The following is a 25,986-nucleotide window of genomic DNA, read 5'->3' on the forward strand; positions in this document are numbered from 1 at the left end:
GTGGTTCCATTCAAATGAATATAATAAAATCAAAATGACTATAATCAAAAAAATTATTCAAAAAATAAAGCCGGACATTTTGCCCGGCTTCTTAATAATATATCTGAAAATCCTCAATTAGTCGATCAAACTATTTAGGATTTCACTTGGTCTCATGGCTTTTGACGCTAATGATTCTGAAGGTTGATAATATCCCTCGATATCAACAGCGTTGCCTTGCACGCCATTCAACTGGGAAACTATTTCAGCTTCATTTGCATTCATTTTTTCACTTAATGCAGAAAAAACGTTTTTCAATTCAGCATCTTCATCTTGACTAGCCAAAGCTTCAGCCCAACACAATGCCAAATAAAAATGACTGCCTCGGTTATCAATTTCTCCAAGTTTTCGAGCAGGCGATTTGTCATTGTCCAAAAACTTCTCAGTAGCAACATCCAAAGCCTTGGATAATACCAATGCTTTGCTATTTCCATTCGCATTGCTTAAATGCTCCAATGAAACTGTCAAAGCCAAAAACTCGCCCAAAGAATCCCATCTTAAATAGTTTTCTTTCAAGAATTGTTGCACGTGCTTAGGAGCTGAACCACCCGCGCCTGTCTCAAACAATCCTCCTCCATTCATCAAAGGAACAATCGAAAGCATTTTTGCGCTAGTGCCTAATTCCAAGATCGGAAACAAATCCGTCAAGTAATCTCTCAACACATTTCCAGTCACAGAAATAGTGTCCAAGCCTTTCTTCATTCTCTCCAACGAATATTTCGTTGCTTCAACAGGCGAAAGAATCAATATCTCCAAACCATCAGTTTCATGGTCAGCGAAGTAGTTGCCTACTTTTTCGATCAACTGTCTATCATGAGCTCTCTCCTCGTTAAGCCAAAACACAGCTGGCGTCTGAGTAGCTCTGGCTCTATTGACCGCCAGCTTTACCCAATCTTGAATCGGGGCATCCTTAACTTGGCACATTCTAAAGATGTCTCCCTGCTCAACGCTTTGCTCCATCAACACATTGCCTTCCGCGTCTACAACTTTCACTACACCTGAAGACTTTATTTGGAACGTCTTGTCATGCGAGCCATACTCTTCCGCTTTTTGAGCCATCAAGCCAACATTCGAAACACTGCCCATTGTTGCAGGATCAAATGCTCCATGCTCTTTGCAGAATTCTATCGTTGCCTCATACACTCCTGAATAACTTCTATCCGGAATCACAGCTTTTGTGTCTTGAGATTTTCCTTCCGCATTCCACATCTGACCAGAATTTCTGATCATCGCAGGCATGGATGCGTCTATAATCACATCACTTGGCACATGCAAGTTAGTAATGCCTCTGTCAGAATCAACCATTGCCAATGCAGGTCTTTCCGCATACAAGCTCTTGATATCATTCTCAATAGCTGCTTTGTCCTCAGCAGAAAGCTGGTCGATCTTAGCATACAAATCGCCAATTCCATTATTCACATCCACTCCCAACGTTTCCAATTGCGAAGCAAACTTCTCAAAAACAGGCTTGTAAAACGCTTCAACCACAGCTCCGAAGATAATAGGATCGGAAACCTTCATCATCGTTGCTTTCATGTGCAATGAAAACAAAACACCCTCGGATTTTGCCGATTCGATTTGCTCTTCCACAAAAGATTTCAATTTGCCCATGCTCATCACGGCAGTATCAATAATCTCTCCTTCCAATAACGGAAAAGAATCTTTCAATACTTGCTCAGCACCATTTGACGGATGAAAAATTATTTTGACATCTGTAGCATTTTCAACCGTGATTGACTTCTCGCTTCCAAAAAAATCTCCCTCCGTCATGCTTGCCACATGAGACTTGCTTTCAGATGACCAAGCTCCCATTCTGTGAGGGTGCTTCTTCGCATAGTTCTTTACAGCCTTAGGAGCTCTACGGTCAGAATTTCCTTCTCTTAACACAGGATTCACCGCACTTCCCTTTATGCCATCATATTTTTTCTTTATTGACGCTTCCTCATCATTCGCAGGCTCTTCTGGATAATTCGGCAATGCGTAACCTTGAGACTGAAGCTCAGCAATAGCTGCTTTCATTTGAGGTATCGAAGCGCTGATATTCGGCAATTTGATGATATTCGCTTCCGGTGTTTTTGCCAAGCGACCCAATTCCGCCAAAGCATCTTCTATTTGTTGCTCAGGCTTCAAATACTCTGGAAAGTTTGCTAAAATTCTCCCCGCCAGTGAAATATCCTTCAATTCAACTTCTATATTGGCTTCTCCCAAGAATTTTCGGATGATCGGCAAGAATGAAAAAGTGGCCAAGGCTGGAGCTTCGTCCGTCTTGGTATAGATGATTTTAGATTTTTGATCAGTCATTATAAGGTTTATAAGATTTGATAAAAATTCGACTTTTCTTCGCTGGCTTGCTTTTGAAGCCAGAAAAATCAAGACAATATCTGTACTTTATTACTGATATCATAAAAAATAGTTGCAAATAAAAGCTCCTTAAAAGGCAAACACTAAATTTTGCTTTTGAAGGCGCTTAAAAAGCAATTTTAATATCAACAATCAACGTTTTTTTATTTATATGCACTAAATCCCTATTTTATTTCCTTGCTTGACAAGTCTATTCTTCATTCACCTTCTTAATGACTAAGACAGCTTCCTGTTTTGCCAATTAAACAGATAGTATTCTCCAAAAATATTAACACCTGTGCGAAAAGGCATTTAATAGACATTATCACGGTTGATTTATTTACCATTTTATTTTTCTCTGAAGAGAACACAAAAGAGGGTGATCAAGAAAACTATAAAATACTAATCGTGGAAAATATAAATCGATCACTGAAAAATTATCATTAGGAAGTTATTTCAGATTTATAATTATCAAGCAACTAGCCAAAAACCTCTCGACTTAGGTAAAATAATATCATTTTACTATATTTATTTTGAGGGATAGGTTGAGGTGTGAAGATTTTTAAATTTTAGAGCATTCATGGCTTATTACCATTTTTTAAGACAGGATTTATCTAAAATAAAGAATCATCATGATCAAAAAAACAAGAATCGCATCAATAGATATTTTTAGAGCTTTAACCATGTTGTTTATGATCTGGGTAAACGACTTTCCAACCCTAACCGGCATACCAAAATGGTTAAAACATGGGCCTTCAGGTGAAGAATATATTGGCTTTTCAGATTTTATCTTCCCATTATTTCTTTTCATTGTTGGCCTAAGCATACCTTTCGCTATCCAACATCGCCTGAACAAAAGCGTTGACGCATTTGAAATTTCAAAACATATCGTTTTAAGATCAGCCTCCTTATTGCTAATTGGCGTTTATATGGTGAATTATGAAACTTCGCATCATGAATCTCTGAGCATTGGAACTTATTGGTGGTGTATTTTAATGGCAACTGGAGTTGTGCTTATCTGGATGGACTGGAAACGCAGTCCCGTACCTGAAAAATTTCACAAGCTTTTTCAAGGAATTGGCATAGCCATTTGGATTTACTTAGCGATAATTTACAAAGGCGGAGAAGATGGGACATTAGGAATGAGTACTCAATGGTGGGGAATTTTAGGACTGATTGGTTGGGCATACTTGATCAATGCTTTAAGCTTTATCTTATTTAGAGGAAATTTCATTGTTATATCCCTTATTTTTATTCTATTCAATGCGTTGGCTGTGTTAAATTTCGCAGGGTATTTTGAAAGTGCCAGTGGCTTTATCACTTACTTCAGCACTATTTACGGGGGATTTATTCCTGCTTTTACATCCGCTGGACTTATTGGCGGATTGCTATTGAAGCAATTAACCGAAGAAAAACAGAGTAAAGTCGTGTTAACTATGATAGGATTAGGTCTTATAAATATAATTTATGGCTTGTTGATGGAATCACATTTTTGGATGATCTACAAATTGGGGATTTCTATTGGCGTAGGCTTTATCTCCTTTGCTATTATCTATTGGCTTGTGGATATTAAAAATAAAACTTCTTGGGCAAAGATTATAGCTCCGGCAGGAACAGCAACCTTGACTTGTTATTTATTCCAATATTTTGAATATCCATTAAGAATGGAAACAGGATTCCGCTTACCAGAAATTATGAATACCGGAACTATAGGGCTTATTGTTTCATTTATAATTTCAATCTTGATCGTTGTATTCACAGGCTGGTTGGAGAAAAAAGGCTTTAAGCTTAAATTATAGCCATAGAAAAAATACAAGCAATAAAAATAAATAAGCTTCATTGAAAGATATTTCAATGGGACGTTTTTCTATGAAGCTTATGCCTGCTAATTTTAAACGCTTGGTTCATATTCTTAGAAATTTTTAATAATTTCACTAAGGTTTATCACGATTAGTTTTTTATGGTTTTCTTAATCATCCTCCTTTGTATTCCCTCCAGAGGGAAATAAAATGGTATAAAATCAATCGTGATAATGTTTACTATGAAACCACTAATATTCAAACCCATTGACGACTAGAAATCAGAATATCACATTTTTCCGCTCCAATGAAATAGGCGAAGGCTTGCCCTACAGCGTTACAAAATTCAATGACATCGACGACAACAATGACATTTTCATTCCTTCCCTGCGAGACTTCCATGTTATATTCTATGTCAAAAAAGGTTCTGGAACTTATCATATTGACTTTAAAAAATACAGTTTTCAAGCTAATACGTTCATTCTAATCTCCAAACAGCAACTGCACCATTTTTCTCCGTTCGCTCCTAATGATGTAGAGTTGTTATCAATTACCTTCAGCCCTGATTTTATTTACAGAAATGAAACGGATCTTAATCACTTATTTCAATTTATTTCTTCGGACCATATTTTGGGAAAGCAAATCTTGCGAATTCCCGAAACGTATCATGATGATATAAATGCAATATTTGAGTCAATGCATAAAGTCTATCAATCCGATGACTTGAATTATAAGTTCAAAGCCTTTTACCACTGGCTTTGCATCATGCTTATACATATAGAACAGATACAATTAAGCCAAACGTTAAATCAAACGAATGAGGAAACTAATGATTCTCATACCCAGATCATTAAACTAATGGAGCTTATCGAAGCTCATTATAAGAGCGAATTCAAAGTTGAATTTTACGCGGAATCAATGTTTCTAACCTTGAAAGCATTGTCAAAAATTTGCAAAGACTATTATAAAACTTCACCCAAAGCCTTAATTAATGAACGACGCATACTAGAAATCAAGAGATTGTTGAGAGGGACTGATCGTTCTGTAAAGTCAATCGCATTTGAATTAAACTTCGACGAGCCTACCAATATGTTCAAATTTTTCAAAAAGCATGTAGGCATTACTCCTAATGAATTCAGAAGCTCTACAACATAATCCACTTTTCGCCTTTTTCAGCGCATACAGTTCCTTGACTTTTGTAAGGTCTATTAAAAAATAGCAATCAATGAAAAAGGCAATAATATTGAATTGCTTTTGTTTCGAATCAAAGACGCTCTGTTTTAAGCATGAGCATAGCAAATGCGAATGAGCTGGCAAAATTATATTATTATGCTTGCTTTTTAAGACAGTACCTTGCGCCAGATTGATATTCTTTTTTTAATTATTCTCTGTGCCAGAAGGGATCAGAGTTTTATTTAAGCAATTAAAACAACAAATAATAAAACAAAAGTAATAACCCAATAAGATTTATATATGACATTACATAACAAGTGATGTTTGTTATTTAACTCTTCAAATTTATTCTCTATTTTTAAATATCTTTTATTTCTAATAAAATATAAACTAGGTAGAAACACCCAAGGAATAAAAATAAACCAGAGTTCCATTTTATTTAAATTCATATATCTACCTGAAGAAATAAAATTATTTCTTAAGCAGAAGAATAAAACAGTCATTACATTTATACCTGTTAACATTGAAAAAAGAAAAGATGCTTTCCATTCAGGAGATCCCAATTCTCCTAAGCCCTTATCTTCTTCCTTAGACGCTTTGTACAATTTAAAATAAATAAATTCAAAAATTATTAGCATAATTATTTATATCCACCATCTCTCATTGGGTGCCATCTCTTACCATGAATTGCTCTATTTTTCTGAGTAGTGCTTTCTAATGCATTCATTCCATTACCCCCTATCGCAGGCTTGCAATTTGTGCTTTGCTGGTATAGTCTGCTATTTTCGTCAAAAACAAAAGCCTTGGCTTTTGGATATAATTATTTATAGATATTAGATCTTTACCGACATTTGGCCCAAGTCAAAGACTTGAGTCAGATGGGGGCTTTTGGGGGCTATATCGATTATCCATCAACGAACTGAATTAATTTTTTCACATTATCAAATGAATCTAAATTTTTAAATAATTTTTCATAATTATGACAAAAACACTTATGATAAGGGTTTTTGTTATAATACCACTTTTCTATAAATATTATGTTTATTTCTTTATCATCAACAAGAAATATTTTCATATTTATAGTTTTATATTTTTGAAATATATGAATATTATTGATTTTGTCTAACTTCAAAAATTTATCAACAATACCTTTACGTTTAATGATAATTTCTTCATCATTGAATGAAATATCATATTGTTTAGAAAATAAAATTCGCTCATATAATGGTATAAGTATTAAAAGTGGGCTTATAATTATAAAACCAGAAATTATCCAAACTAAGTCTGTACTAAACCTAGCATCTAAATTGAATATTATAGAAAAAGGAATAATAATTGCCGTTATAACAGCTAATTTTTGTAATATAGTTGTCCCTAAGTTAGGTCTAAATATAACTTTCATAATCAGTCATTAGGTGTAATTGTTATCGGATCTAAATATACTGCTTCTCCAGTTTTGATAGCATAATCTTGTCCCATTGCTGAACCTCTGATTAAATCATCTCCAAATTTCATATTGTGCATCTTCATCATGTTTAACTGCGAGTTTATTTCTTGTGACATTTCAGCAAAGGCTTCTTTTGCTCCAATAACACCCATTCCTCCAAGAACACCCTAGCGCAGGTTTGCAACCTGTGCTTTGCTGGCATAGTTTGCTTTTTTCATCAAAAATCAAAAAAGCCTCAGCTTATGCCTAGGCTTTTGAATATAATTATTATCGACATTGGAAACAAATTGAAAACTTGGTTCAATGTTAGTCCAAGTCACAGACTTGAACTGGGTTGTTTTTTAATCTAAACTTCGACCATATGGGGAACCTGATATTGAAATTTATGAAGCTCTTGAAATGAGAAACCAAAAAAGAAAATTAAGTTTAACTACTTTGCGGTCCTAAAAAAGGGGGGAACATTAGGTCTCATTTACTGCACTAGCGCAATAACCAAACCTATTTGCAATCCTTGGATTAAAGAATCCTTTATTAATTACCGAAGAACCATAGATTGAAATTCTATTCGCACCTGCGGCCAAAGCCTCTGCCTCTAGCGAACCTACCAAAGACCTAAAACTGATAAACTTTTACTTCCAGATGCTTCTATTAAGAATATATTCCTGTTGAAAGGATTACCAACCAAGCCTTTTGTTCCGTGAATCGAATAGCCTCCAATTCTTTCTGCTCCATTAAATAATGCTTGTGAGAATATTTCTTCGGTAAGGTCTACAAGTCATCTACTAACCGTCCTAGCAGCAACTTAAGCCACACTAGTAATAACACCTTCACTTAATATTTTTGATGCCTCTTGAATCTTTATCTTATTTCCAACATCAGCCACATTTTGAAAATATTTAGCTTCTATAAAACTTACTTTAAGTTCGTAGAAATTTTGCTTAACCAGTTTTTTCACCTCTAGAACCTTACCAGACATACAATCAGCTCCTATACAAAATAGGAATACTCGACCATTCAAGGTACTTTCTCCGAATTGCCAGTTAATCTCACATTTTATGTAGTTCATTTGATCGATTTTATTGCACCATTGAATTTCTCTAGCCGATCAGGACTAACGAAATAAAACCTTCTTCCTGCATCAGCACCATTCCCACCTCTAGCGCAGGTCTGCAACCTATGCTTTGCTGGCATAGTCTGCTATTTTCGTCAAAAATCAGAATAGCCTCAGCTTATGCCAAGACTTTTGAATATTAAACTAATCAGTTACATATAGACATTTAAAATGTATAATCAAAATCAATATCACCTTCTTCAAAAATAGTCTCACTATAATAACTACCATTTACAGGACCCCATTTTTTTTGCTTGAATATAATCTTATCATTTTCTATCATACCTTTTTCCCGATAATAGGAGCCTGAATTTTTACAAAGAAAAAACTCAATTTCAATTTCATTCTTATAATATCTCCAATAACCTATATTTTGACAGTTATTCCAATTTTGATACTTTAAATAAGAATGATCAAATTTCTGCCCATCCCATATATAATTAATCCAAAGCATACGCCCATCTGGATAAAATGCTATGCCAAATGGGGTATTTACACCCATATATATTTTACCAAAATTAATTTTATCAGTAGGTTGGAATGGCTCTTTTTTAATTTTAAAATGTTCTTTTTTAGGCCGACATTTTCCTTGATCCCATTTACCTCTTTTTATTATACACGAATTCACTACAAAAAAGACAATTAAATACAAAGAAAATGATCTCATAATAAAGCATTATTTATCTATTAATAATTATTATCGACATTTGAAAAAAATTGAAAACTTGTTCCAGTGTACTTTTTAATCTAATCTCTAACCATATGGGGCGTACATCGACATTCGCATCAAATGCGAACGATTACATTTTCTTGAAGAAAATTGAGAACTACCAGAGTTATTCCCAATAAGTTTTTGATAAGCATCCTTCAAAATAAGTGAAAAAACTTTTTATTCCATATCGATTCCAATTATGACCTTTATTTCTTGCTCCAAAATTTTCTCTATGATAATTAAGCATAGAACTAATATTTTGATATTCATTATCTAGAGGTATAAGGGTTGTTACTGAAAAATATTCTAATACCTCATAAATACATTTTTTTATTTTTTCACTTTTATCTTTAACTCTAAAGATTATTACAATATCATTATCATCATTATTGAAAGCATAATCTTCAATTTTAAGCCCTTCAAAATACAAATCAATATCTGAGAATTTTTTCATCAAACATGGATATAATTCAATGCTTAGTGCTTGAGATTGACCTATTATTATTAATGATGAGTTTTTTGAAAATATATTTTCAAAAAACTCATCATTTTCATTCGAAAATTCTTCTTCAAAATCGTACCATCCAATTTCTTTTGTTTTCAGCTTATTCATGATTTATTTATCTTTATTCTACAATATGTTAAATCATAGATGAATTCAGATCTCTTTTTCCCTGAGAAATAGTACTTATCAAATTGTCGCTTATTAAATCCTTTACGTTTCCTCCTCTAGCGCAGGTTTGCAACCTGTTCTTTGCTGGCATAGTCTGCTATTTTAGGCAAAAATCAAAAAAGCTCCAGCTTATGCCAAGGTTTATGAATATAATTATTATCGGCATTTGGAACAAGTGGAAAACTTGGTCCAGTGTTACTAATTTATCAAAGGTTTTGAAGTAATAAAAAATGAAAAATTAAATATAGTATTTGCCCCACAATTATATGGCCTTAAATAAACTTGATACTTAATATCCTTTAAGGCCTGATATAATTTTTCTTTCACATTAGGATCTATTATACCTTCCCTTTTTATTATATCTTTAACAAATATTGACTCAGTTTTAGTAATATTATCTTCATCTAAAGAAATAACAAAGTTTATTAATATTACTTCTTTATCATCTAATTCAAATTTATTTTTATCAAAAACACCTTGACATACACTAGATATAGATTCTTCAAAAAGAACTATTCCTTTCATATTTTCATATTCATTTTCTTTTACAACATAAAGTGTTCTATTTTCAGTTTCTATGATTCGCTTACCATCTTTTATAAGTCTCAATTGAGACTTATTAGAAACACATGAAACAAATAGTAAACAAAATATATTAATCAGTATTTTCATTTCTTCAACTAAATCTAACTCAGCATTACTGGCCTAGCGCAGGTTTGCAACCTGTGCTAGGCTGGCATATTCTGCTATTTTCGTCAAATATCAAAAAAGCCTCACTTATGCCAAGGCTTATGAATATAAATATTATCGGCATTTGGAACAAGTTTTCAACTTGTTCCAATGTATGTCAAAGAAATATTCTTGAACTGGGCTTTTTTTTAATCACTCTGGGTGCTAGAGGGGAACGAAATTACTGATCAAAACAATTTATTTTCGGTGGTTTATAGTATCCAACACCTTTAGAAGTTTTAACCTTTTTAAATATTTCCACATTTGTTTTGCAAAAATAATAGTGTACTGCCTTACATTGATTACATACTAATTTATCTGGCACTGGGATAAACCCATCTTCATCATCTTGTAATAAATTATATTCAGAAAAATGAACAAAAACCTCTTTAGTTAAAGGGTATCTGCTATTCCACCAATATATTAATTTATTATCAGATCTATAAATCCTTGTAGGTAAGTTACTATTATAACTTCCAACTATAGCTTTATTTGTCACTAGTAACTTATGGGATGGTTCACCTATTCTAATAACGATTACATCTTCATCATAATCATCATATACACTGACTGAAAATATATTCCCATTTTTATATATTTTTGAGTTTGTAAAGTCCTCTATCGCCATTAAAATAAATTCATCATAATCAGTATTTTGAATTACATCGGCATTAAACATAGTGAAAACAAAAGCAATCACATTAGATGCAACGAAAAGAACATTAATCATAATTATTTTTATCTATATGGGTAACCAGTAGTTTAGAAAATGCTCCCGCATAGTTCTTATCTTTTGATTACGATAAAGATAAAAAACTTAGCATGAATTGAAAAGCCAATTCTATTCGCCCAAAATGGATTTGTATACCTTCAGACACTCTGTTTTAAGCATTCGCATTGCAAATGCGAACGAACTGGCCATCCTCACTGCCCTAACGTAGGTTTTCAACCTGTGCTTTGCTGGCTTAGTCTGCTATTTTAGTCAAAAATCAAATAAGTCACAGCTTGAACTGGGTTGTTTTTTAATCTAAACTTAGATCATATTGGGGAATATACCCCCATTCCAAACAATAACTAGCATCTACACTCATTGCTAACTCTACTAGCTCTACCAACTCCTCAGGAATCCATGAAACCAAAACACTTGTAAGATCTGTAAACTTTATTCTATCTATTGTAAAATGAACCCATAAACCCGATGGAGGTTCATGCGCATATGTGAAAAATCCATCAGATGCCGCCTCTGAGCCTCCATCCATTAAAGAAAAGCTTGGATAATACAATAAATATTTTCCTCTATAAAAACTTTTATCGAAATTATTATCGTTAATTAATAAACTTTTTCTTTTTAGTAAAATCTCATTAACCATCTTTTTTTGTTCTTGATAAACTAATTCAGTATTATCAATTCCAAATATGCTTTCTATTTCAATAAAATCATTTTCTGGGACTAGATCTGCAGGTCTAAGTGAACCACTTAAATTATATTCTTTATGGTATTTTTTATAAAAATAAAAAGATTCCAATCCTTCTAAATTATATGCCATTTCTTTTTATTTAAAATCTTTATAAGATTCACCCTTACCTAATATTTCTGAAATAATCAAAGATTTACCAGCTTTTTCTTTTTGAGGCCAATTATCAGGGTATCTAATTCCTTTTTTATCTACTGCTTTTTGAAATACTTCTTTCAGGCCTTCTATTTTATCTGCCATTTTCCATCTTGGTAAAGTTAATTGGCTATATAGACTATTAAAAGTTTGTCCTTTGGAATTCCTCATTGCTCTAGGGCAGGTTTGCAATCTGTGCTTTGCTGGCATATTCTGCAATTTTAGTCAAAAACAAAAGCCAAGGCTTTTGGATATAATTATTTATAGATATTAGATCTTTGCCGACATTTGGCCCAAGTCAAAGACTTGAGCCAGGTGGGCCAAATGGTGGGCCTCAGTATCATACCGAAGTCTTTTTATTTTAGTTTTTTATAGCTTACCCAACTGTTATTTGAGTTGAAAACTCAAGCAATGATAAGCTCAAGTCAATAAACTTGTACTGGGTTATTTTTTAATCTAAACTCCAACCATATAGGGAACCTAAGAAATCTAATTACTCACTAGAATCAGATAGATAACAATAAATAAAATATAGATCCTTTGTTTCATTTGAAGAATAATATTTTTTTATACATTTTCCATTTTTAATGTAAAATTGATTTAAGTTCCTAACTTCATTTTTTTTAAAAATAAATTTACAATAATAATACAAAGCAGGTGTATATTTTTTTCTTTTGATATCAATACAGTATTGCTCTTTTTGTTGATATATATATCTTTCAAGGTCGTATTGAATGTAAAAAGGAATAATCAATAATAATATTATTGCAAACTTAGTCCAAACTTTTTCTTTCATACAACATTTGTTCAGGGTCATCAGGATCTCGTTGATATATTTCTAAGCGTTTAAACTTCCTTAACGCAGGTTTGCAACCTGTGCTTTGCTAGCATAGTCTGCTATTTTCGTCAAAAATCAAAAAAGCCTCAGCTTATACCAAGGCTTATGAATATAATTATTATCGGCATTTGGAACAAGTTGAAAACTTGGTCCAATATAAGTCCAAGTCACAGATTTGAACTGGATTATTTTTTAATCACTCTTGGTCTCAGAGGGAGAGTATATCACAGTCCAGTTAATACTATCTAAATATATTTTACTTAATTCTATACGATTTTCAATTTTATATTTTTTACGCACATCTATCCAATTGTTATTAACTAGTGTGTCATAATTAAATATAAATAGATATGCCTTATTATTATATGAAAAAATTTTTTCCCAAAAACTGTATCTTATAGAATTTCGTCCCGTAATTTCTTTACTGGAAAAAGGCTTTACTAAATGATTAGATGGGTCATTTAATGGATTATATTCAACTATAGAAGTATCAGGATACATAAATGTAATTGAAAAACAAATAGAATCTCTTGAATTATTTACAATGCCGAGGTCTTTACTCTCAATTTTTTGAATATTATATCCTGATTGTAAGCATAACATAAAAACAGTTATGAATAATATGTATTTCATAAAATCAACTTCCTTTATTAGTGTTTAATATTAGAATAATTGGAACCCTCCCCTAACACAGGTTTGCAAATTATACTTTACTGGTATCTTCTGCTATTTTCGTCAAAAAAACGAAAAAGCCTCAGCTTATACCTAGGCTTTTAGATATAATTATTATCGACATTGGAAACAAGTTGAAAACTTGCTTCAGTGTTACTTCTTAAGAGGTACCTTGAACTAGTTTTTTCTTTACATTAGACTAGAATCGGTTTATATATGGTGCCTTAGAATAACATTTATTGCAAAGACAAGAAATAAAAGTAGCATACTTCCTCCAACTAGGCTAATAACAATTCTGTCATTTTTCTTTTTCTCTGATTCACTCTGCTTATTATATTTCTCCTCTAAAAACTTCCACTTATCTTTGCGCTCAAACCGGATTCCGATATAAATAGAAGCTATAATTGGAAATGTAATACCGATTCCATAAATAAAATCTTTATTAGGCGTGAAATTAAATACTGATAATATCCCCAGAGAAAAAGATAAAATAAATATTAAAAGTATCATCATCAGCCCGCCTGCTACATTTGTAATATGGTGATCTTTTGATTTCTTCGGATCATTTATACGCCTAGATAGTCTTAAGCATATATAGTAAGTATAATCAATTATATTCATAGTCAAAGTTTAATTAACGAAGTATCCAACCTTTTTTTCATCCATTATTCCAATCATTATATTTTTTTATATCGCAGAATGAATTTTAACATCCTTTCTTTTGTGCTATAACAAATAGTATAAAAAACACTGTTGAATATTCATTATAATATGCAATAACATAATAATTTCATTTGATGAAAATAACATTCTGATCGATATCCGACCAAGGTGGATTTTGTATATATGTCTTTTTTCTAATATTTTAAACCTCCATAGCTGAATATAATACTTAGCTATCCCTATCATAAATATAGCAAGAAGTTCTACAACATAATCCATTTTTCACCCTTCTTTGACCACTTTTCACCTTTTTCAGCGCATCTAATTCCCTGACCTTTGTAATGTACATTAAAAAAGAGCATTACAATGAAAAAGATAATAGCATTCGGCGCCACAAACAGCAAAGAATCCATCAATAAATCCTTAGCTGCATTCACAGCGAATCAATTAGAAAATATAGCCTTTGAGATATTGGACCTTAATGACTTTGAAATGCCAATCTACAGCATTGACAAAGAAAATGAAGAAGGAATTCATCCCTTAGCTCTGGCATTCAAAGAAAAAATAAGCAGTGCTGACGGCATCATTATCTCATTTGCCGAACACAACGGAATATTCACTTCTGCTTACAAAAATATCTACGACTGGATATCCAGAATTGATCAAAACGTATGGGAAAACAAGCCTATGATGCTGATGGCGACATCGCCTGGTCAAAGAGGAGGAAAATCCGTTCTCGACTTTGCGGTTAACATGTATTCTTACATGAATCAAAATACCATCACGCGCTTTTCACTTCCTTCATTTCACCAAAATTTTGATCCGGAAAAAGGCATAACCGAAGAAAGCCTCAGAAATCAGCATAAAGAACAATTAAACCAATTTGAATCAGCGATTCTAAGCCAAAAAGAAGAAATCAAAACTGTCATGTAAATATGAAATCACTTATCCCCAAAACGATACTATTCACAATATTAAACTTAATCATTATGAACGCTACAGCCCAATCAAACAAAGCATCAAAAGACAATTCCAAAAAGAGCATTCTTGCCAGAAGTTGCGACCCTGAACTTTCAAGGAGTTTCGCGGAAATAGCTCCTTCGCTTACCGGAAACGCGGAATATGTATATGTGACTAACGACGATGAATTCTTCAAACAGTTGAAATCCAGAAAATGGTCAGTTGTGTACTTCGCTCCGGGAGCTTGCCGATTCAGCGCCGCTCAACGTCAAATCCCAGGAAGCAGAAATAATACAGCTAATTGGTCGCTTGACGACTATATCAAATACATCAAAACCATCCAAGGTGATAGCATTCAAATCGCTCAATCTCCTTTTGAATCCGAATCACTAAAAGAACTGAACAAGGCGCTTGACAAGGCTTATAATGTCAAATAAATATGAAGAAAATAATTCTAACAACTGTAAGCCTGATCTGCTCCATTAATTTTCTGTTTGCCAATGATCCCTTGACAACAAGTGGAAAGATAGCTGTATTGGGAAATTGGCAAACGGGAAATCTAAACCAAATCGGCATCAAGCCAAAAGGATCATTCAACATTTCTAATGACATTTTCAGTTATTCATTAAGCGCTGACTATCACTATCAACACGTTGAAGGTCATACCGTTTTGAATGACTTGTGGGTAAATAATCTATTGAAAATTAATCCTAATGCTGACATTTTCCCAGTAGCTGTAATCAACTATGGTTTTGCATTTTCATATCAAATCAATCATGCTTTGATCAGCGGAGTCGGACTTGGCGGCAACATTTTAAAAAAGTCGAAAAATAAGTATATCGAAATTTCTGCGCATGCCGGCTATATGGATTTTGAATTTAAAAATGAATCCTCGCACCAAGCTCTTGCATTAGGCTCATTGATCAATAGCTCATATCCGATTAGCAAATTATTGAACCTTGTATGGCAATTCAAAACCTATCACTCATTAAAAGAACAAGCATATTGGGGGACTAATAACACCATCACAATCAGCACAAAATTATCGTCCAAAGTCAGAATTAATATCAGCCACAATCTTCTCTACAATGCTAAAACCGTAGAAGGAATCGAAAAACACAACACACAAACCTTGCTGGGCATTGAGTACAAATTAAAATAAATCATGAAAAATCTCTCAGAAAATAAACCTATACGAAAAGAGCTGTTGTCTATGATCGCACCGGCTTCGTTCGGTATGTTGCTAACATTTCTATTTCAACTCGTGGATACCTACTTCATTGGCAAGCTTGGCACAAATGAATTAGCCGCAATAGGATTTTCTTATCCTGTCTACCTATTGATCGTCAGTTTATTCATGGGTTTGGCATCCGGCATATCAGCGGCTGTAGGCAAAGCCATTGGCGAGAAGAATTTAAACAAAGCGAAATTCCTCACGACTATTTCGCAGTTTAGCTTTATGATAGTCACTGTTGTCATAGGAACTTTAGGCTATTTTTCCATTTCATTTGTATTCCAAATGCTTGGAGCAGATCATAACGCAATCATACTTATTTCCGACTATATGGAAATCATCTATATTGGGATGTTCGCTTTGGTAGGCACGCTAATTGGAAATGCAGCGCTCATGGCTAAGGGAGTCATGGTTAAATCAACTATCATCATGGCTATTGGAGGTGTTTGCAATCTTGCACTTGATTATCTTTTAATCTTCGGCATTGGTCCTTTCCCTATTATGGAATTGCAGGGAGCCGCATTGGCCACGGTTATCTCTTGGGGAGTAACATTTATTCTAATGACCATTTTATTGCATAAGGAAAACTTATGGTCAATCTACGAGCTATTGCTTTTTTCTCAAATGAAATCCGCATTAAGCGAAATTTTAAAAATTGGAATGCCTGCTGTAGTCGCTCAAATACTAAACCCTGTGGCAATAACAGTAATCACTGCCCTTGTCGCCAATTATGGAGAAAAAGCTGTCGCGGCATATGGCATTGCAGTGAGAATCGAGTCATTAGGACTCACCGGCATACTTGCTTTAAGCGTCATCATGACTCCACTGGTCGCTCAAAATTACGGAGCAAAACTCAAAGAAAGACTCGATCAAATTATAATCTACGCGGGAAAGCTAAATGTATATTGGTCTATCGCTTTTTATATTTTGCTTATTGCATTTTCCACCTCGATTACATCCATATTCTCAAATGACCCTGTAGTAATTAATCATACTGCCAACTATTTTTATATCGTGGGAATATCATTCATGGCATATGGGCTGACACTTTCCACCACTTCCTTTTTCAATGGTGTATATCAACCAAATACATCGCTCAGATTAACCTTGATTAAGTCTCTAGTATTGACGATCCCTTTCGCCTTTTTAGGCTCATGGATTAATATAGAATCGATTTGGATTGGAATTACATTGGCAAATTTCGCGGGCTTGATCGTTGCAGATAAAGCGTTGAAAAAATGGAAATTGGAAAACCAATCAGAACTGATCGGAATCAATAGAATACTGGCTTATAAAGACGATTTTAAGATTTTGGCTAAAATTGCAAAAAGGTAAGCGGATACTAGATAAAATGATATTCAAAAACAATGAATATCATTTTACATTTTCACGTATTTATTCCTCTACATTACAGGTTTTTTAGGCCAAAACTTAAATTAGCATCTGCTTTAACATGCAAAAATAAATTCACGTTTTCAGGTTCACTGTTAACCTTGATCTGGGTTTTATCATAACCAGCTTCCAATGCCAAAGATTCAAGCGATCCAATGCTTCTATGTTTCAAAAACCACTCTCCTATTATCTCCATATAATTTCTGCTTGGATTATGATCTTCATTAAAATTTCCAATCACAATTTCACTTTCCAAATCCATCCATTCACCCATTCTGTTTAAAATAGTCACAAAGGCCTTGTCATTAAAATAATCAAACAAGCCTGCCGACCAGATCAAATCGTATTTTGAATCAGTATCAAATTTCAAGATATTTTTATGGATAAAAGTAATCTTGTCAGAATTTTCCTCATTGAGCTCTTTAGCATATTCAATCGCATTCTCATCCAAATCCAAGCATGTAAATGTTAGATTAGAACTATCAGCAATTTCCTCAAAAATCTCAAAGACATCCCTAGCGGGGCCGCAAGCGATGTTCAAAACATTCAATGCTCCCTTCTGATCAAGCTTTTCTTTAATGAGCAATTTGAAATAATCTTTCCTATTTCTAACAGCTTTTGCAGCAGAGTTTGACAAAGAATAATCATCCCATTTTCTAAATTCATCTGACGCATCTTTTGTATAAATCCTGTCTATGATTTTAAAGTCCCCCGCATACCCAAAGGGTTTATTGAGTATATGCCCCATTATTGACTCTGACGATACTAAAAAAGACAAATCCTTTTTATTTATTTGCTTTAAAATCTCTGGATGACTCTGGCATAATTGATCAATCAATTCAAATTCCAATTGATCCGGGCCATTTTTATCCAATATCGCTGAAAAAGTATTTTTTGAAATCATAACTATATTATTGAGAGTAGCCAACTATTTACATAAGCTTTAAAAATATTGAAGGTGAAATAACTGATACAAACACCCTTTGCAAAAAACGTTTTCACATACACCCTAATTTAATCCTTGAAAAATAATCAAATAAATTCAAAAAAAAATTAATCCTGAATTAACTATTTAAGAAGCTTAATGCCAACATTAATATATGGTTTAATATCCGTGTTAATGCTACCTTTCATATTCAAATTATCATCTTGTATTTCAATTCGATTACGAACAGATAATCCAGCACTCAAATTGATATAAAAGTCTCCAAAAATATTCATGTGAGAATCTGGGCCAATCAAAATTCTTGTATATGAAACTCTATTTGCAAATTCAAGCTCATTAAGCTGATACGAATCAAAGTTTGCATTGTAAAGATTGCCAAAAACAGTCGCTTTGAATCCTAATCGAAATTTATCACTTGGTTCGAAATAATGAGCTAAATAAGCTGGCAAATAAATTATTGTCGTCCAATTATTTTTCTTTCTTAGATAGTTTAACAACGGCAAAATCATAGGCCTACCAAAAGTTGTCGTATATATAAGCCCAGTCCCATATTCGATATTCTTATCAACGCGTTTGGTCGCTAAAAATGAAGTTTGGAAAATCCAATCATCTGCATGCAAAGGCTCTACAAAATCAGAGGCAATAGTTGGCATAAGCATAAAAGAAATTTTCCAATTCTTTTTTAGCATTCTCACAAAGCCAATTCCAACAGCAATTGACTGATAGTATTTATTAACTTGCGTACCGGTTAGATTATGTTCCGCCTCAAAAGAGAAATAAGAATGTACTAATCGAGAAGTCAAAATGGTCTGATTATTATCAAGAGGAAAACCTAAATTAACAGCGGTTCTGACTTCGCTTAGCAACAGCTTATTTTGGTCATAATTAGTAGCTGGATAGTGAATAAATTCCGATGTAAAAAGAGGGAACTTTACCAAGCGAGAAAAATTTGTGGTATCAGTTTCGTTCTGTCCCATCAAATTTTCACAGTGAAACACTATAGTCAAACAAAGTATAACTTTAATTCTCAAAAATGACAATTTAGTAAAATTACTATTCATAAATTTTAATGATATTTGATTTCATTCAACCCATCTTCTCGTTTGAGAAAGAGCATATAAGTGGCTATTTTTTCTTCAAAATAATAACTGAGATTTCGAGCTAAATTCCCTCCCTTCTTGGAAAAGCCAAAAAACCAAAGCCTCTATTGAGGTTAACAAACTTTACTGCTTTTTCATAAAGCCCAAAACAAAACTACAAGAAGTGGCCTAACCATTCCTCAATATTTTTATCGACTATACTGTCATATCCAAATACATAATTGCTTTAAAGCAATCAAAGACATATTCAATTTTTACCGAACGAATCATTAGTATTTAATAAGCCCCTCTTATTGAAAATCATCCAATATGGATATATTGGCAAGTTTATAATGTAAAATTAAAGGGTTTATTCATTTCAAAATTGAAAGTAATTTCAGTTTTGAAAACCCAAAAGTTGATAATATAAAAGAAAAATTGTCTCCTCTACTGAAGATTAAATGCTTGCACTATTAAACCGACAATTATAATTTTTACTATCTATTCATATATTTTACATATATTACAAGAATTTTATTTCGGATCACTATTTCATCCCATATTGAACACCTCAATTTATTATGTCAATTAACTAAAACAAACGCTTTTGTCATCATGAACAATTTAAAATGGTCTCACTTCCTTTCCTTTTTCTTTATTCTATTTATGGCATTTCAATTTTCAAAACCATTGAAAATGTTGTGGAATCAAAATATTGAACACGAAAAAACCATTAATAAGCTAAATAAGAACAACCAACTTAAAGAAGAAGACTTGAAAGCTAAAGTGAACAAGGTCAAAGCCCTTCAATTTAGAAATTATCGATTATTCAGCATGCTCGCAATATTGATAGGCTGCGGCATTGGATATTTTTGGACAAATGCAACGGCAAAAAAACGCTTAAATCAACAAAAAGAAATTTCCGATCATCAATTATTTTCCGTCGCAAATTCTGAATATGCTTTAGATTGGAGCGAGATGAAAAATGGCGGCAATAACATGATGACGGCTCAAATAATCAAAAATAGCCCTGAATCCATCAAAATAAAATCAACATTCATGTCAAAAATATTTTCTTGGGCCTTTATACTATTGGGACTAAATGAATTCACATTCAAAGTTTATACTTTTATACTAAAATTTGGTATTGAAGCACTTTCCATATTAAAATCATTAGAATTGTTTTTTAACATGGGAGGCATATTTATAATCATAGGAATTGGGCTTCGAATATTTCTATCATCTTCTGGAATCTTTAGGCTTGATAAGCAGGTTTTAATTGACAGTAAAATAATCCCTTTCGATCAATTCTTAGCCTTGCAATTTATAACCAAGCAAGTTCACTTTCGTCGAGAGCACTCTCAAACATTCCCTTGTTATGAGCTTAACCTTGTTCTTAAAGATGGCAAAAGAATAAACCTTCTTAATCACGGGGTACTAAAAAGCATTAAGAATGACGCGTATTTATTGAAAAATGAATTGAACATCCCCATTTTAATTTTAGAGAATAAATATTAAACATGACTTCGCAAGTATTTCACATTAAAGAAATGACTCCAAAAGTTTCTGTTTTAGACATATTATCTCCACCGAAAAACGAATTAGAGAAATATTCAAGCCAATTAGCTTTTTATACAGGAGTTTTGTCAAGTGAAATTAAAATTGGCGACACATTTACAGTACTCTCCTCCACCAAGTCTTCCCAATATATTTTTTCAAAATTTAAGATCGAACGTATTATAATGCTTGCAAAGGACACTATATCTGCTCCAAAAGGCTATCACGCTATTATTTTTTTATCGTCTCAAATTCAGAAAAATGAAATTTTATCACAACTTGGCAACTCAAATAAAACAAACACTATAGATGTATGTGAATTCTCTTAATCCAGCTTTTTAATAATCTTCCAAACTCCACCACACTCTCATTTTCCTTTATTAAATTAGCTTTTCAAACAATCATTTGATCATGAGTCCCGAACAAACCAAACCAAAATACACCAACGACCTTATTCATTCGAAAAGTCCATATTTGTTACAGCATGCCCACAATCCTGTAAATTGGAAAATGTGGAACGATGAATCACTTCAAGAGTCTATAGATAAGGACAAACCAATACTTTTAAGCATTGGATACTCGGCTTGTCACTGGTGCCATGTGATGGAAAGAGAATGCTTTGAAAATGAAAAGCTTGCCCAAATCATGAACGAGCACTTCGTTTGCATAAAGCTCGACAGAGAAGAAAGGCCGGATATCGATAATATTTACATGGACGCCGTCCAAAAAATGGGCATTCAAGGCGGGTGGCCGTTGAATGTGTTCCTTACCCCTGATCAAATGCCGTTCTACGGAGGGACGTATTTTCCTCCTACACGCTGGGAAGAATTGCTTATGGCTATAGACGAGGCCTTCAAAAATCGCAGAGAAGAGCTTACTCAAAGCGCCAAAAAGCTTACGGGAGCTATTCAAGTCAGCGAAAAAAATCGCTATAAACTTAACGACCAAGCTCATGATTACGCCAAAGAAAGAGTCGACCGCATGGTCGGCCAAATTTCCAGAAATTTTGATCCGGAATTTGGCGGCATAAAAAAATCGCCAAAATTTCCTATGCCTTCGCTTTGGGAATTTTTATTAAACGCCAATACGCTGACAGGAAACGAACCCGCTCTTCAACATGCGCTTTTCACTTTGGATAAAATGGCTTATGGAGGAATATATGATATTATAGGCGGTGGGTTTTGCAGATATTCTGTAGATGAAAGATGGTTCGCGCCTCATTTTGAAAAAATGCTTTATGACAATGGCCAATTGATGTCGCTTTATGCCAAAGGGTACTTGAAGTCAAACTCTTCTCTTTATAAAAGCATTATTGAAGGCATCGACAAATTTGCCACGGAATGTCTTCTGGAAGATCAAATTTACCATTCCGCTTTGGATGCTGATAGTGAAGGAGTCGAAGGCAAATTCTATACTTGGACTTATGAAGAAATTTTAAATCTGATTTCTGAAAAAGAAGCTGAAATAGTTATCTCAGCTTATCAAATCACCAAAGAAGGCAACTTTGAAGATGGCCAAAATATTATTTTCAAAAACAATTTGAAAAAAGTCGCTGATCAACATAAAATAAGCGTTGTGGAGGTTGATAAAACGCTCCTTGAAGCGAATCAAATATTATTCGAAGAGCGAAAGAAAAGAGTTATGCCGGGTCTGGACAACAAAGCATTGACAAGTTGGAATGCAATGATGAACCAAGGCCTTACCGATGCTTTTCTAGCTACAAAAGATGGAAAATATCTCGACAAAGCTGTTTCACATATGAATAAGCTTTTGGAAATCTACATTCAAAATGACTCCAAACTTCTTCGTTCATTAAAAGATCCAACGAATTCAGCCCTTGCCTACCTTGAAGATTATGCTCATCTGATATCCGCGCTATTAAGATTGCATCAAGCGACTCTGGAAGACAAATACGCCTTGAAAGCTAAAGAGTTCGCGGATTATGTCATTGAAAACTTTTATGATAATGAAGAGAAACTATACTTTTATTCTGACCAAAATGGAGAAGCATTAATTTCACGTAAAAAGGATATCTTCGACCAGGTAATCCCATCATCAAATGCTGTCATGGCCGACAACCTTTACTACCTGTCACAATTATTCGATGATGAATATCTGGAAAATATGCTTTACAGTATGCTAAACCAAATGGCTCCATTGGCACTAACCGAAGTCGAATACATGTCAAAATGGGCATCGATATATGCTAAAGTGGTTAAATCGCCAGCTCAAATAATTCTGAGCGGTTCTGATATTCAGAAAACAAGGCTCGTGTTTGAAGAAAAAGGTTTGATCAATGAAGTTTTTGCAAGTGCTGAAAGCGAATTGCCAATGGCCAAGGATAAAGCTAATGGCCAACAAGAATCATTAATATTCGTCTGTAGCGGTCAGGCTTGTTATCCTCCAGTAAAATCTGTGAAAGAAGCCATGGTTTACCTTTCGATGGATTGATTCGAATTATCTGTCCTTGCATTTACCTGTAAGGACAGATAACTCATTTTTTATCTTTCGATTGATCTTTGGAAGACTTTCTGTCTTCTTCTAGGAATTTTTTCTTCTTTTTATATTCCTCTTCATTGATTTCCCCTTTAGCGAATCGTTTTTTCAAGATATCAAACGGATCCTCCTTGGGTCTCATTTCTCCCGGTATGGTGTAGGGAGTCATAAAAATCCAAACAAGCAACAGAACCCAAATTATCCACCAAAACAAGTGCATTCCCCAAAAGCTGTAATACATATTTTGCAATATTTGATCTTGTAAATCAACTCTTGCCGCCTACAAAAGTTTTTTGAAAATGGTAGTCTAAAAATCCAAGAGCAGTCTTGCATTTCCTAAAAATAAAAAAGCCCGCTATTTCTAGCGGGCTGCAACATCTGAGTTCAAAGTTCTATTCTTCAGTCACGACAATCTTTTCGATCAAGTCTCCTTGTCTAATTTGATCCAATACATCCAGCCCGGACACAACCTTGCCAAAGCAAGTATGATTTCTATCCAAATGTTGAGTTTGAGCTCTGCTCAAGCAAATAAAGAACTGAGATCCGCCAGTATTTCTTCCAGCATGAGCCATAGACAATACTCCTTTGTCATGAAATTGATTGTCGCCTGTAAGCTCGCAATCAATAGAATAACCAGGACCGCCTGCGCCTGTTCCATCAGGACAACCACCCTGAATCACAAAGCCAGGTATTACTCTATGCCACTTCAAACCATCGTAAAAACCTTCTTTAGCAAGTTTGATAAAGTTGGCAACTGTATTAGGTGCATCGTTGTCATAAAATACAACGCTCATCACGCCTTTCGAAGTTTGGATTTCCGCTTTTTTTGACATTTTATTGATTTTTGTTGTTAACTGTGTCAGCAAATATATAAATATTCATCATTCTTTTTCAAAAAATATACCCAAGCTTCAAAAAACTAAAACACTAAAAAAAATGGCAACATATTGCTAATTAATTTATTTTTGATAAATTTGCTAGAAATCAATCGACAGTATTCTATAAATCTTAGCGTCTTTTGCCATGAAATCACCAATAACCTTGAAACTGCTCCCCAAAGAACTCAATTCAGGCAAGATACAACTCCATTTTCATTGGTATGAACAAAGCCAACTCACTGTTTATGGATATTACTTGATCATTGGCAACGAGTCAGAAAATGAAGTAGTTGAATATTTAAAAAAAGAAATTAAACATTTTTTAAATAATGACTGCTACCAACACAACCACCTGTACAGCCTTCACCGAATTTGCCAAAAACAAGATGATTTGCTACTGTACCGGACCGCTTGAATACTAATTTTTGTAGTCTATTATTTTATAAGTAAATAAAATCAACTATATTGTCTAAAAATATACGTTTTTATAAAAAACTATTAGCAAAATGACCCTAATAAGCAGAAATATAAAATTCTTTCGTAAAAGACTAAATATCACTCAAGCCAAATTCGCAGAACTAATCGGTGTGAAAAGATCATTGGTTGGAGCTTATGAAGAAGGACGCTCAGATCCCAGGCTTGTCAACTTGCTAACGATATCACGACTTTTCAAAGTATCTGTTGACCACTTGATCACTTTGGAATTCGCCAAGCTTTCTGAAAAAAAGATCAAAGACATTCAAACGATCTTCGAAGCTAAAAACAAAGTTACCAAACCCGCAAAAACGGATACAAAGATCTTGACGATCACTGTCGATAATGAAGAAAATGAAAACATCGAATTAGTGCCACACAAAGCTTCCGCAGGATACACTTCAGGCTATGCCGATCCGGATTATATACAAGATTTGCCTAAATTTCAACTGCCTATGCTACCAAATGACGGTACTTATCGAGCATTTGAAATATCAGGAGACTCAATGCTTCCATTGCAATCCGGCACAGTCATTATCAGCAAATACATTGAAAATATCTCATCTGTTAAAAATGGCCAAACCTATGTGTTGGTAACTAAAGACGAAGGTGTCGTATACAAAAGAGTTTTTAATTACTTGGATGAAAACAGCAAATTCTTTCTAGTATCCGATAATGAATCTTACGAGCCTTACGAAGTATTTGGAGACGATGTATTGGAAGTATGGGAAGCAAAAGCATTCATATCAGTTGCCTTTCCGGAAGGAAACAATTATTATCAAAACAATACGCAAGCCAACAATACAAGCACTACAGCTCAAAAAGAAGCGCCAACAATCACGCTTGAGGATTTGACAAAAATCGTCATCGAACTCAAAGACGAAGTGACTAAGCTTAAAAGAAGTTGATCACAAAATTAAATATGATAATATATAACAAGCATATATTAATGTTTATCACGATTAGTTTTTTATGGTTTTCTTAATCATCCTCCCTTGTATTCCCTCCGGAGGGAAATAAAATGGTATAAAAAATCAATCGTGATAATGTCTATTTTTAGTCGGATCTAATCGTCCGGCTTTTTTATTTAATTTTAAAACCCGTCTCTACAGCAAAAAACACCATTTAGTTGTATGTTTGTTGGAATAAACTCACGCATGACTA

The 25,986-nt window shown here is 33.7% G+C and carries 31 protein-coding genes; 11 read left to right on the forward strand and 20 right to left on the reverse strand.

Annotated elements, in window-relative coordinates; translation table 11 throughout:
* Positions 1-117: 117 nt before the first annotated feature.
* On the reverse strand, positions 118-2,340 hold the full coding sequence (locus AABK36_RS11305) for an NADP-dependent isocitrate dehydrogenase (RefSeq protein ID WP_309938951.1): 2,223 nt from the start codon (positions 2,338-2,340) through the stop codon (positions 118-120).
* A gap of 671 nt (positions 2,341-3,011) precedes the next feature.
* On the opposite strand from AABK36_RS11305, the gene AABK36_RS11310 reads away from it, so the two are divergent.
* On the forward strand, positions 3,012-4,178 hold the full coding sequence (locus AABK36_RS11310; RefSeq protein WP_309938949.1) for a heparan-alpha-glucosaminide N-acetyltransferase domain-containing protein: 1,167 nt from the start codon (positions 3,012-3,014) through the stop codon (positions 4,176-4,178).
* Between the two features lie 267 nt (positions 4,179-4,445).
* Positions 4,446-5,333: a helix-turn-helix domain-containing protein gene (locus tag AABK36_RS11315; RefSeq protein WP_309938947.1), complete on the forward strand. Its 888-nt coding sequence runs from the start codon at positions 4,446-4,448 to the stop codon at positions 5,331-5,333.
* A gap of 260 nt (positions 5,334-5,593) precedes the next feature.
* Here the strand turns inward: AABK36_RS11315 and AABK36_RS11320 are convergent, their stop codons facing one another.
* The 15 genes from AABK36_RS11320 to AABK36_RS11390 form a co-directional block, all read right to left on the reverse strand.
* A complete protein-coding gene (locus tag AABK36_RS11320) occupies positions 5,594-5,989 on the reverse strand; it encodes a hypothetical protein (protein WP_338390271.1) in 396 nt (131 codons plus the stop codon).
* Positions 5,990-6,255: 266 nt separating this feature from the next.
* Positions 6,256-6,753 (reverse strand): hypothetical protein, encoded by a 498-nt coding sequence (locus AABK36_RS11325; RefSeq protein ID WP_309938943.1) that lies wholly within the window; start codon positions 6,751-6,753, stop codon positions 6,256-6,258.
* 2 nt (positions 6,754-6,755) lie between these two features.
* Positions 6,756-6,914 carry a hypothetical protein gene (locus AABK36_RS11330; RefSeq protein WP_309938941.1) on the reverse strand — a complete coding sequence of 53 codons (159 nt, stop codon included), beginning with the start codon at positions 6,912-6,914 and terminating at the stop codon, positions 6,756-6,758.
* 686 nt (positions 6,915-7,600) lie between these two features.
* Positions 7,601-7,864 carry a hypothetical protein gene (locus tag AABK36_RS11335; RefSeq protein WP_309938940.1) on the reverse strand — a complete coding sequence of 88 codons (264 nt, stop codon included), beginning with the start codon at positions 7,862-7,864 and terminating at the stop codon, positions 7,601-7,603.
* A complete protein-coding gene (locus AABK36_RS11340) occupies positions 7,861-7,989 on the reverse strand; it encodes a hypothetical protein (RefSeq protein ID WP_309938938.1) in 129 nt (42 codons plus the stop codon). The genes AABK36_RS11335 and AABK36_RS11340 overlap by 4 nt, the downstream gene beginning before the upstream one ends.
* Before the next feature lie 86 nt (positions 7,990-8,075).
* Entirely contained in the window at positions 8,076-8,576 is a 501-nt protein-coding gene (locus AABK36_RS11345) for a hypothetical protein (protein ID WP_309938937.1), read from the reverse strand.
* A gap of 169 nt (positions 8,577-8,745) precedes the next feature.
* Positions 8,746-9,234: a hypothetical protein gene (locus tag AABK36_RS11350; RefSeq protein ID WP_309938935.1), complete on the reverse strand. Its 489-nt coding sequence runs from the start codon at positions 9,232-9,234 to the stop codon at positions 8,746-8,748.
* A gap of 28 nt (positions 9,235-9,262) precedes the next feature.
* Positions 9,263-9,385 carry a hypothetical protein gene (locus AABK36_RS11355; RefSeq protein ID WP_309938934.1) on the reverse strand — a complete coding sequence of 41 codons (123 nt, stop codon included), beginning with the start codon at positions 9,383-9,385 and terminating at the stop codon, positions 9,263-9,265.
* Between the two features lie 107 nt (positions 9,386-9,492).
* On the reverse strand, positions 9,493-9,903 hold the full coding sequence (locus tag AABK36_RS11360) for a hypothetical protein (RefSeq protein ID WP_309938933.1): 411 nt from the start codon (positions 9,901-9,903) through the stop codon (positions 9,493-9,495).
* 301 nt (positions 9,904-10,204) lie between these two features.
* A complete protein-coding gene (locus AABK36_RS11365) occupies positions 10,205-10,753 on the reverse strand; it encodes a hypothetical protein (protein ID WP_309938932.1) in 549 nt (182 codons plus the stop codon).
* Between the two features lie 292 nt (positions 10,754-11,045).
* A complete protein-coding gene (locus AABK36_RS11370) occupies positions 11,046-11,570 on the reverse strand; it encodes a hypothetical protein (protein ID WP_309938931.1) in 525 nt (174 codons plus the stop codon).
* A 6-nt stretch (positions 11,571-11,576) separates the two neighbouring features.
* Complete coding sequence (locus AABK36_RS11375) at positions 11,577-11,843, reverse strand: hypothetical protein (RefSeq protein ID WP_309938929.1); 267 nt, start codon at positions 11,841-11,843, stop codon at positions 11,577-11,579.
* A 283-nt stretch (positions 11,844-12,126) separates the two neighbouring features.
* Entirely contained in the window at positions 12,127-12,429 is a 303-nt protein-coding gene (locus AABK36_RS11380) for a hypothetical protein (RefSeq protein WP_309938927.1), read from the reverse strand.
* Positions 12,430-12,663: 234 nt separating this feature from the next.
* Positions 12,664-13,104: a hypothetical protein gene (locus tag AABK36_RS11385; RefSeq protein ID WP_309938925.1), complete on the reverse strand. Its 441-nt coding sequence runs from the start codon at positions 13,102-13,104 to the stop codon at positions 12,664-12,666.
* A 249-nt stretch (positions 13,105-13,353) separates the two neighbouring features.
* A complete protein-coding gene (locus AABK36_RS11390) occupies positions 13,354-13,764 on the reverse strand; it encodes a hypothetical protein (RefSeq protein ID WP_309938924.1) in 411 nt (136 codons plus the stop codon).
* Positions 13,765-14,172: 408 nt separating this feature from the next.
* On the opposite strand from AABK36_RS11390, the gene AABK36_RS11395 reads away from it, so the two are divergent.
* The 4 genes from AABK36_RS11395 to AABK36_RS11410 are packed head-to-tail and all read left to right on the forward strand — an operon-like array spanning position 14,173 to position 17,335.
* Positions 14,173-14,739, forward strand: a complete 567-nt coding sequence (locus AABK36_RS11395; protein WP_309938923.1) for an NADPH-dependent FMN reductase — start codon at positions 14,173-14,175, stop codon at positions 14,737-14,739.
* A 56-nt stretch (positions 14,740-14,795) separates the two neighbouring features.
* A complete protein-coding gene (locus AABK36_RS11400) occupies positions 14,796-15,203 on the forward strand; it encodes a hypothetical protein (RefSeq protein ID WP_309938922.1) in 408 nt (135 codons plus the stop codon).
* 2 nt (positions 15,204-15,205) lie between these two features.
* Complete coding sequence (locus AABK36_RS11405; RefSeq protein ID WP_309938920.1) at positions 15,206-15,928, forward strand: DUF481 domain-containing protein; 723 nt, start codon at positions 15,206-15,208, stop codon at positions 15,926-15,928.
* 3 nt (positions 15,929-15,931) lie between these two features.
* The gene (locus tag AABK36_RS11410) at positions 15,932-17,335 is read left to right on the forward strand and encodes an MATE family efflux transporter (protein WP_309938918.1); all 1,404 of its coding nucleotides are present in this window, start codon (positions 15,932-15,934) and stop codon (positions 17,333-17,335) included.
* Between the two features lie 73 nt (positions 17,336-17,408).
* Here AABK36_RS11410 and AABK36_RS11415 read toward each other — a convergent pair whose 3' ends face one another.
* Positions 17,409-18,296, reverse strand: a complete 888-nt coding sequence (locus tag AABK36_RS11415) for a class I SAM-dependent methyltransferase (protein WP_309938916.1) — start codon at positions 18,294-18,296, stop codon at positions 17,409-17,411.
* A gap of 164 nt (positions 18,297-18,460) precedes the next feature.
* On the reverse strand, positions 18,461-19,399 hold the full coding sequence (locus tag AABK36_RS11420; RefSeq protein WP_309938915.1) for a DUF6268 family outer membrane beta-barrel protein: 939 nt from the start codon (positions 19,397-19,399) through the stop codon (positions 18,461-18,463).
* A gap of 714 nt (positions 19,400-20,113) precedes the next feature.
* On the opposite strand from AABK36_RS11420, the gene AABK36_RS11425 reads away from it, so the two are divergent.
* From AABK36_RS11425 to AABK36_RS11435, 3 genes are all read left to right on the forward strand, one after another.
* Positions 20,114-20,935, forward strand: coding sequence for a hypothetical protein (locus AABK36_RS11425; protein ID WP_309938914.1), 822 nt, complete (start codon positions 20,114-20,116; stop codon positions 20,933-20,935).
* A 2-nt stretch (positions 20,936-20,937) separates the two neighbouring features.
* Positions 20,938-21,303, forward strand: a complete 366-nt coding sequence (locus AABK36_RS11430) for a hypothetical protein (RefSeq protein WP_309938912.1) — start codon at positions 20,938-20,940, stop codon at positions 21,301-21,303.
* 82 nt (positions 21,304-21,385) lie between these two features.
* Positions 21,386-23,425 carry a thioredoxin domain-containing protein gene (locus AABK36_RS11435; protein ID WP_309938911.1) on the forward strand — a complete coding sequence of 680 codons (2,040 nt, stop codon included), beginning with the start codon at positions 21,386-21,388 and terminating at the stop codon, positions 23,423-23,425.
* A gap of 43 nt (positions 23,426-23,468) precedes the next feature.
* Here AABK36_RS11435 and AABK36_RS11440 read toward each other — a convergent pair whose 3' ends face one another.
* Both AABK36_RS11440 and AABK36_RS11445 read right to left on the reverse strand, forming a co-directional pair.
* The gene (locus AABK36_RS11440) at positions 23,469-23,711 is read right to left on the reverse strand and encodes an SHOCT domain-containing protein (RefSeq protein WP_309938909.1); all 243 of its coding nucleotides are present in this window, start codon (positions 23,709-23,711) and stop codon (positions 23,469-23,471) included.
* 151 nt (positions 23,712-23,862) lie between these two features.
* Positions 23,863-24,303 (reverse strand): peptidylprolyl isomerase, encoded by a 441-nt coding sequence (locus tag AABK36_RS11445; protein ID WP_309938908.1) that lies wholly within the window; start codon positions 24,301-24,303, stop codon positions 23,863-23,865.
* A 190-nt stretch (positions 24,304-24,493) separates the two neighbouring features.
* Here AABK36_RS11445 and AABK36_RS11450 point away from each other — a divergent pair, with 190 nt between their 5' ends.
* Positions 24,494-24,763, forward strand: coding sequence for a hypothetical protein (locus AABK36_RS11450; RefSeq protein WP_309938906.1), 270 nt, complete (start codon positions 24,494-24,496; stop codon positions 24,761-24,763).
* 91 nt (positions 24,764-24,854) lie between these two features.
* Positions 24,855-25,730 carry a helix-turn-helix domain-containing protein gene (locus tag AABK36_RS11455; RefSeq protein WP_309938904.1) on the forward strand — a complete coding sequence of 292 codons (876 nt, stop codon included), beginning with the start codon at positions 24,855-24,857 and terminating at the stop codon, positions 25,728-25,730.
* Positions 25,731-25,986: the final 256 nt, after the last annotated feature.

The organism is Aureibacter tunicatorum (assembly GCF_036492635.1).
GTDB classification, from domain to species: domain Bacteria; phylum Bacteroidota; class Bacteroidia; order Cytophagales; family Cyclobacteriaceae; genus Aureibacter; species Aureibacter tunicatorum.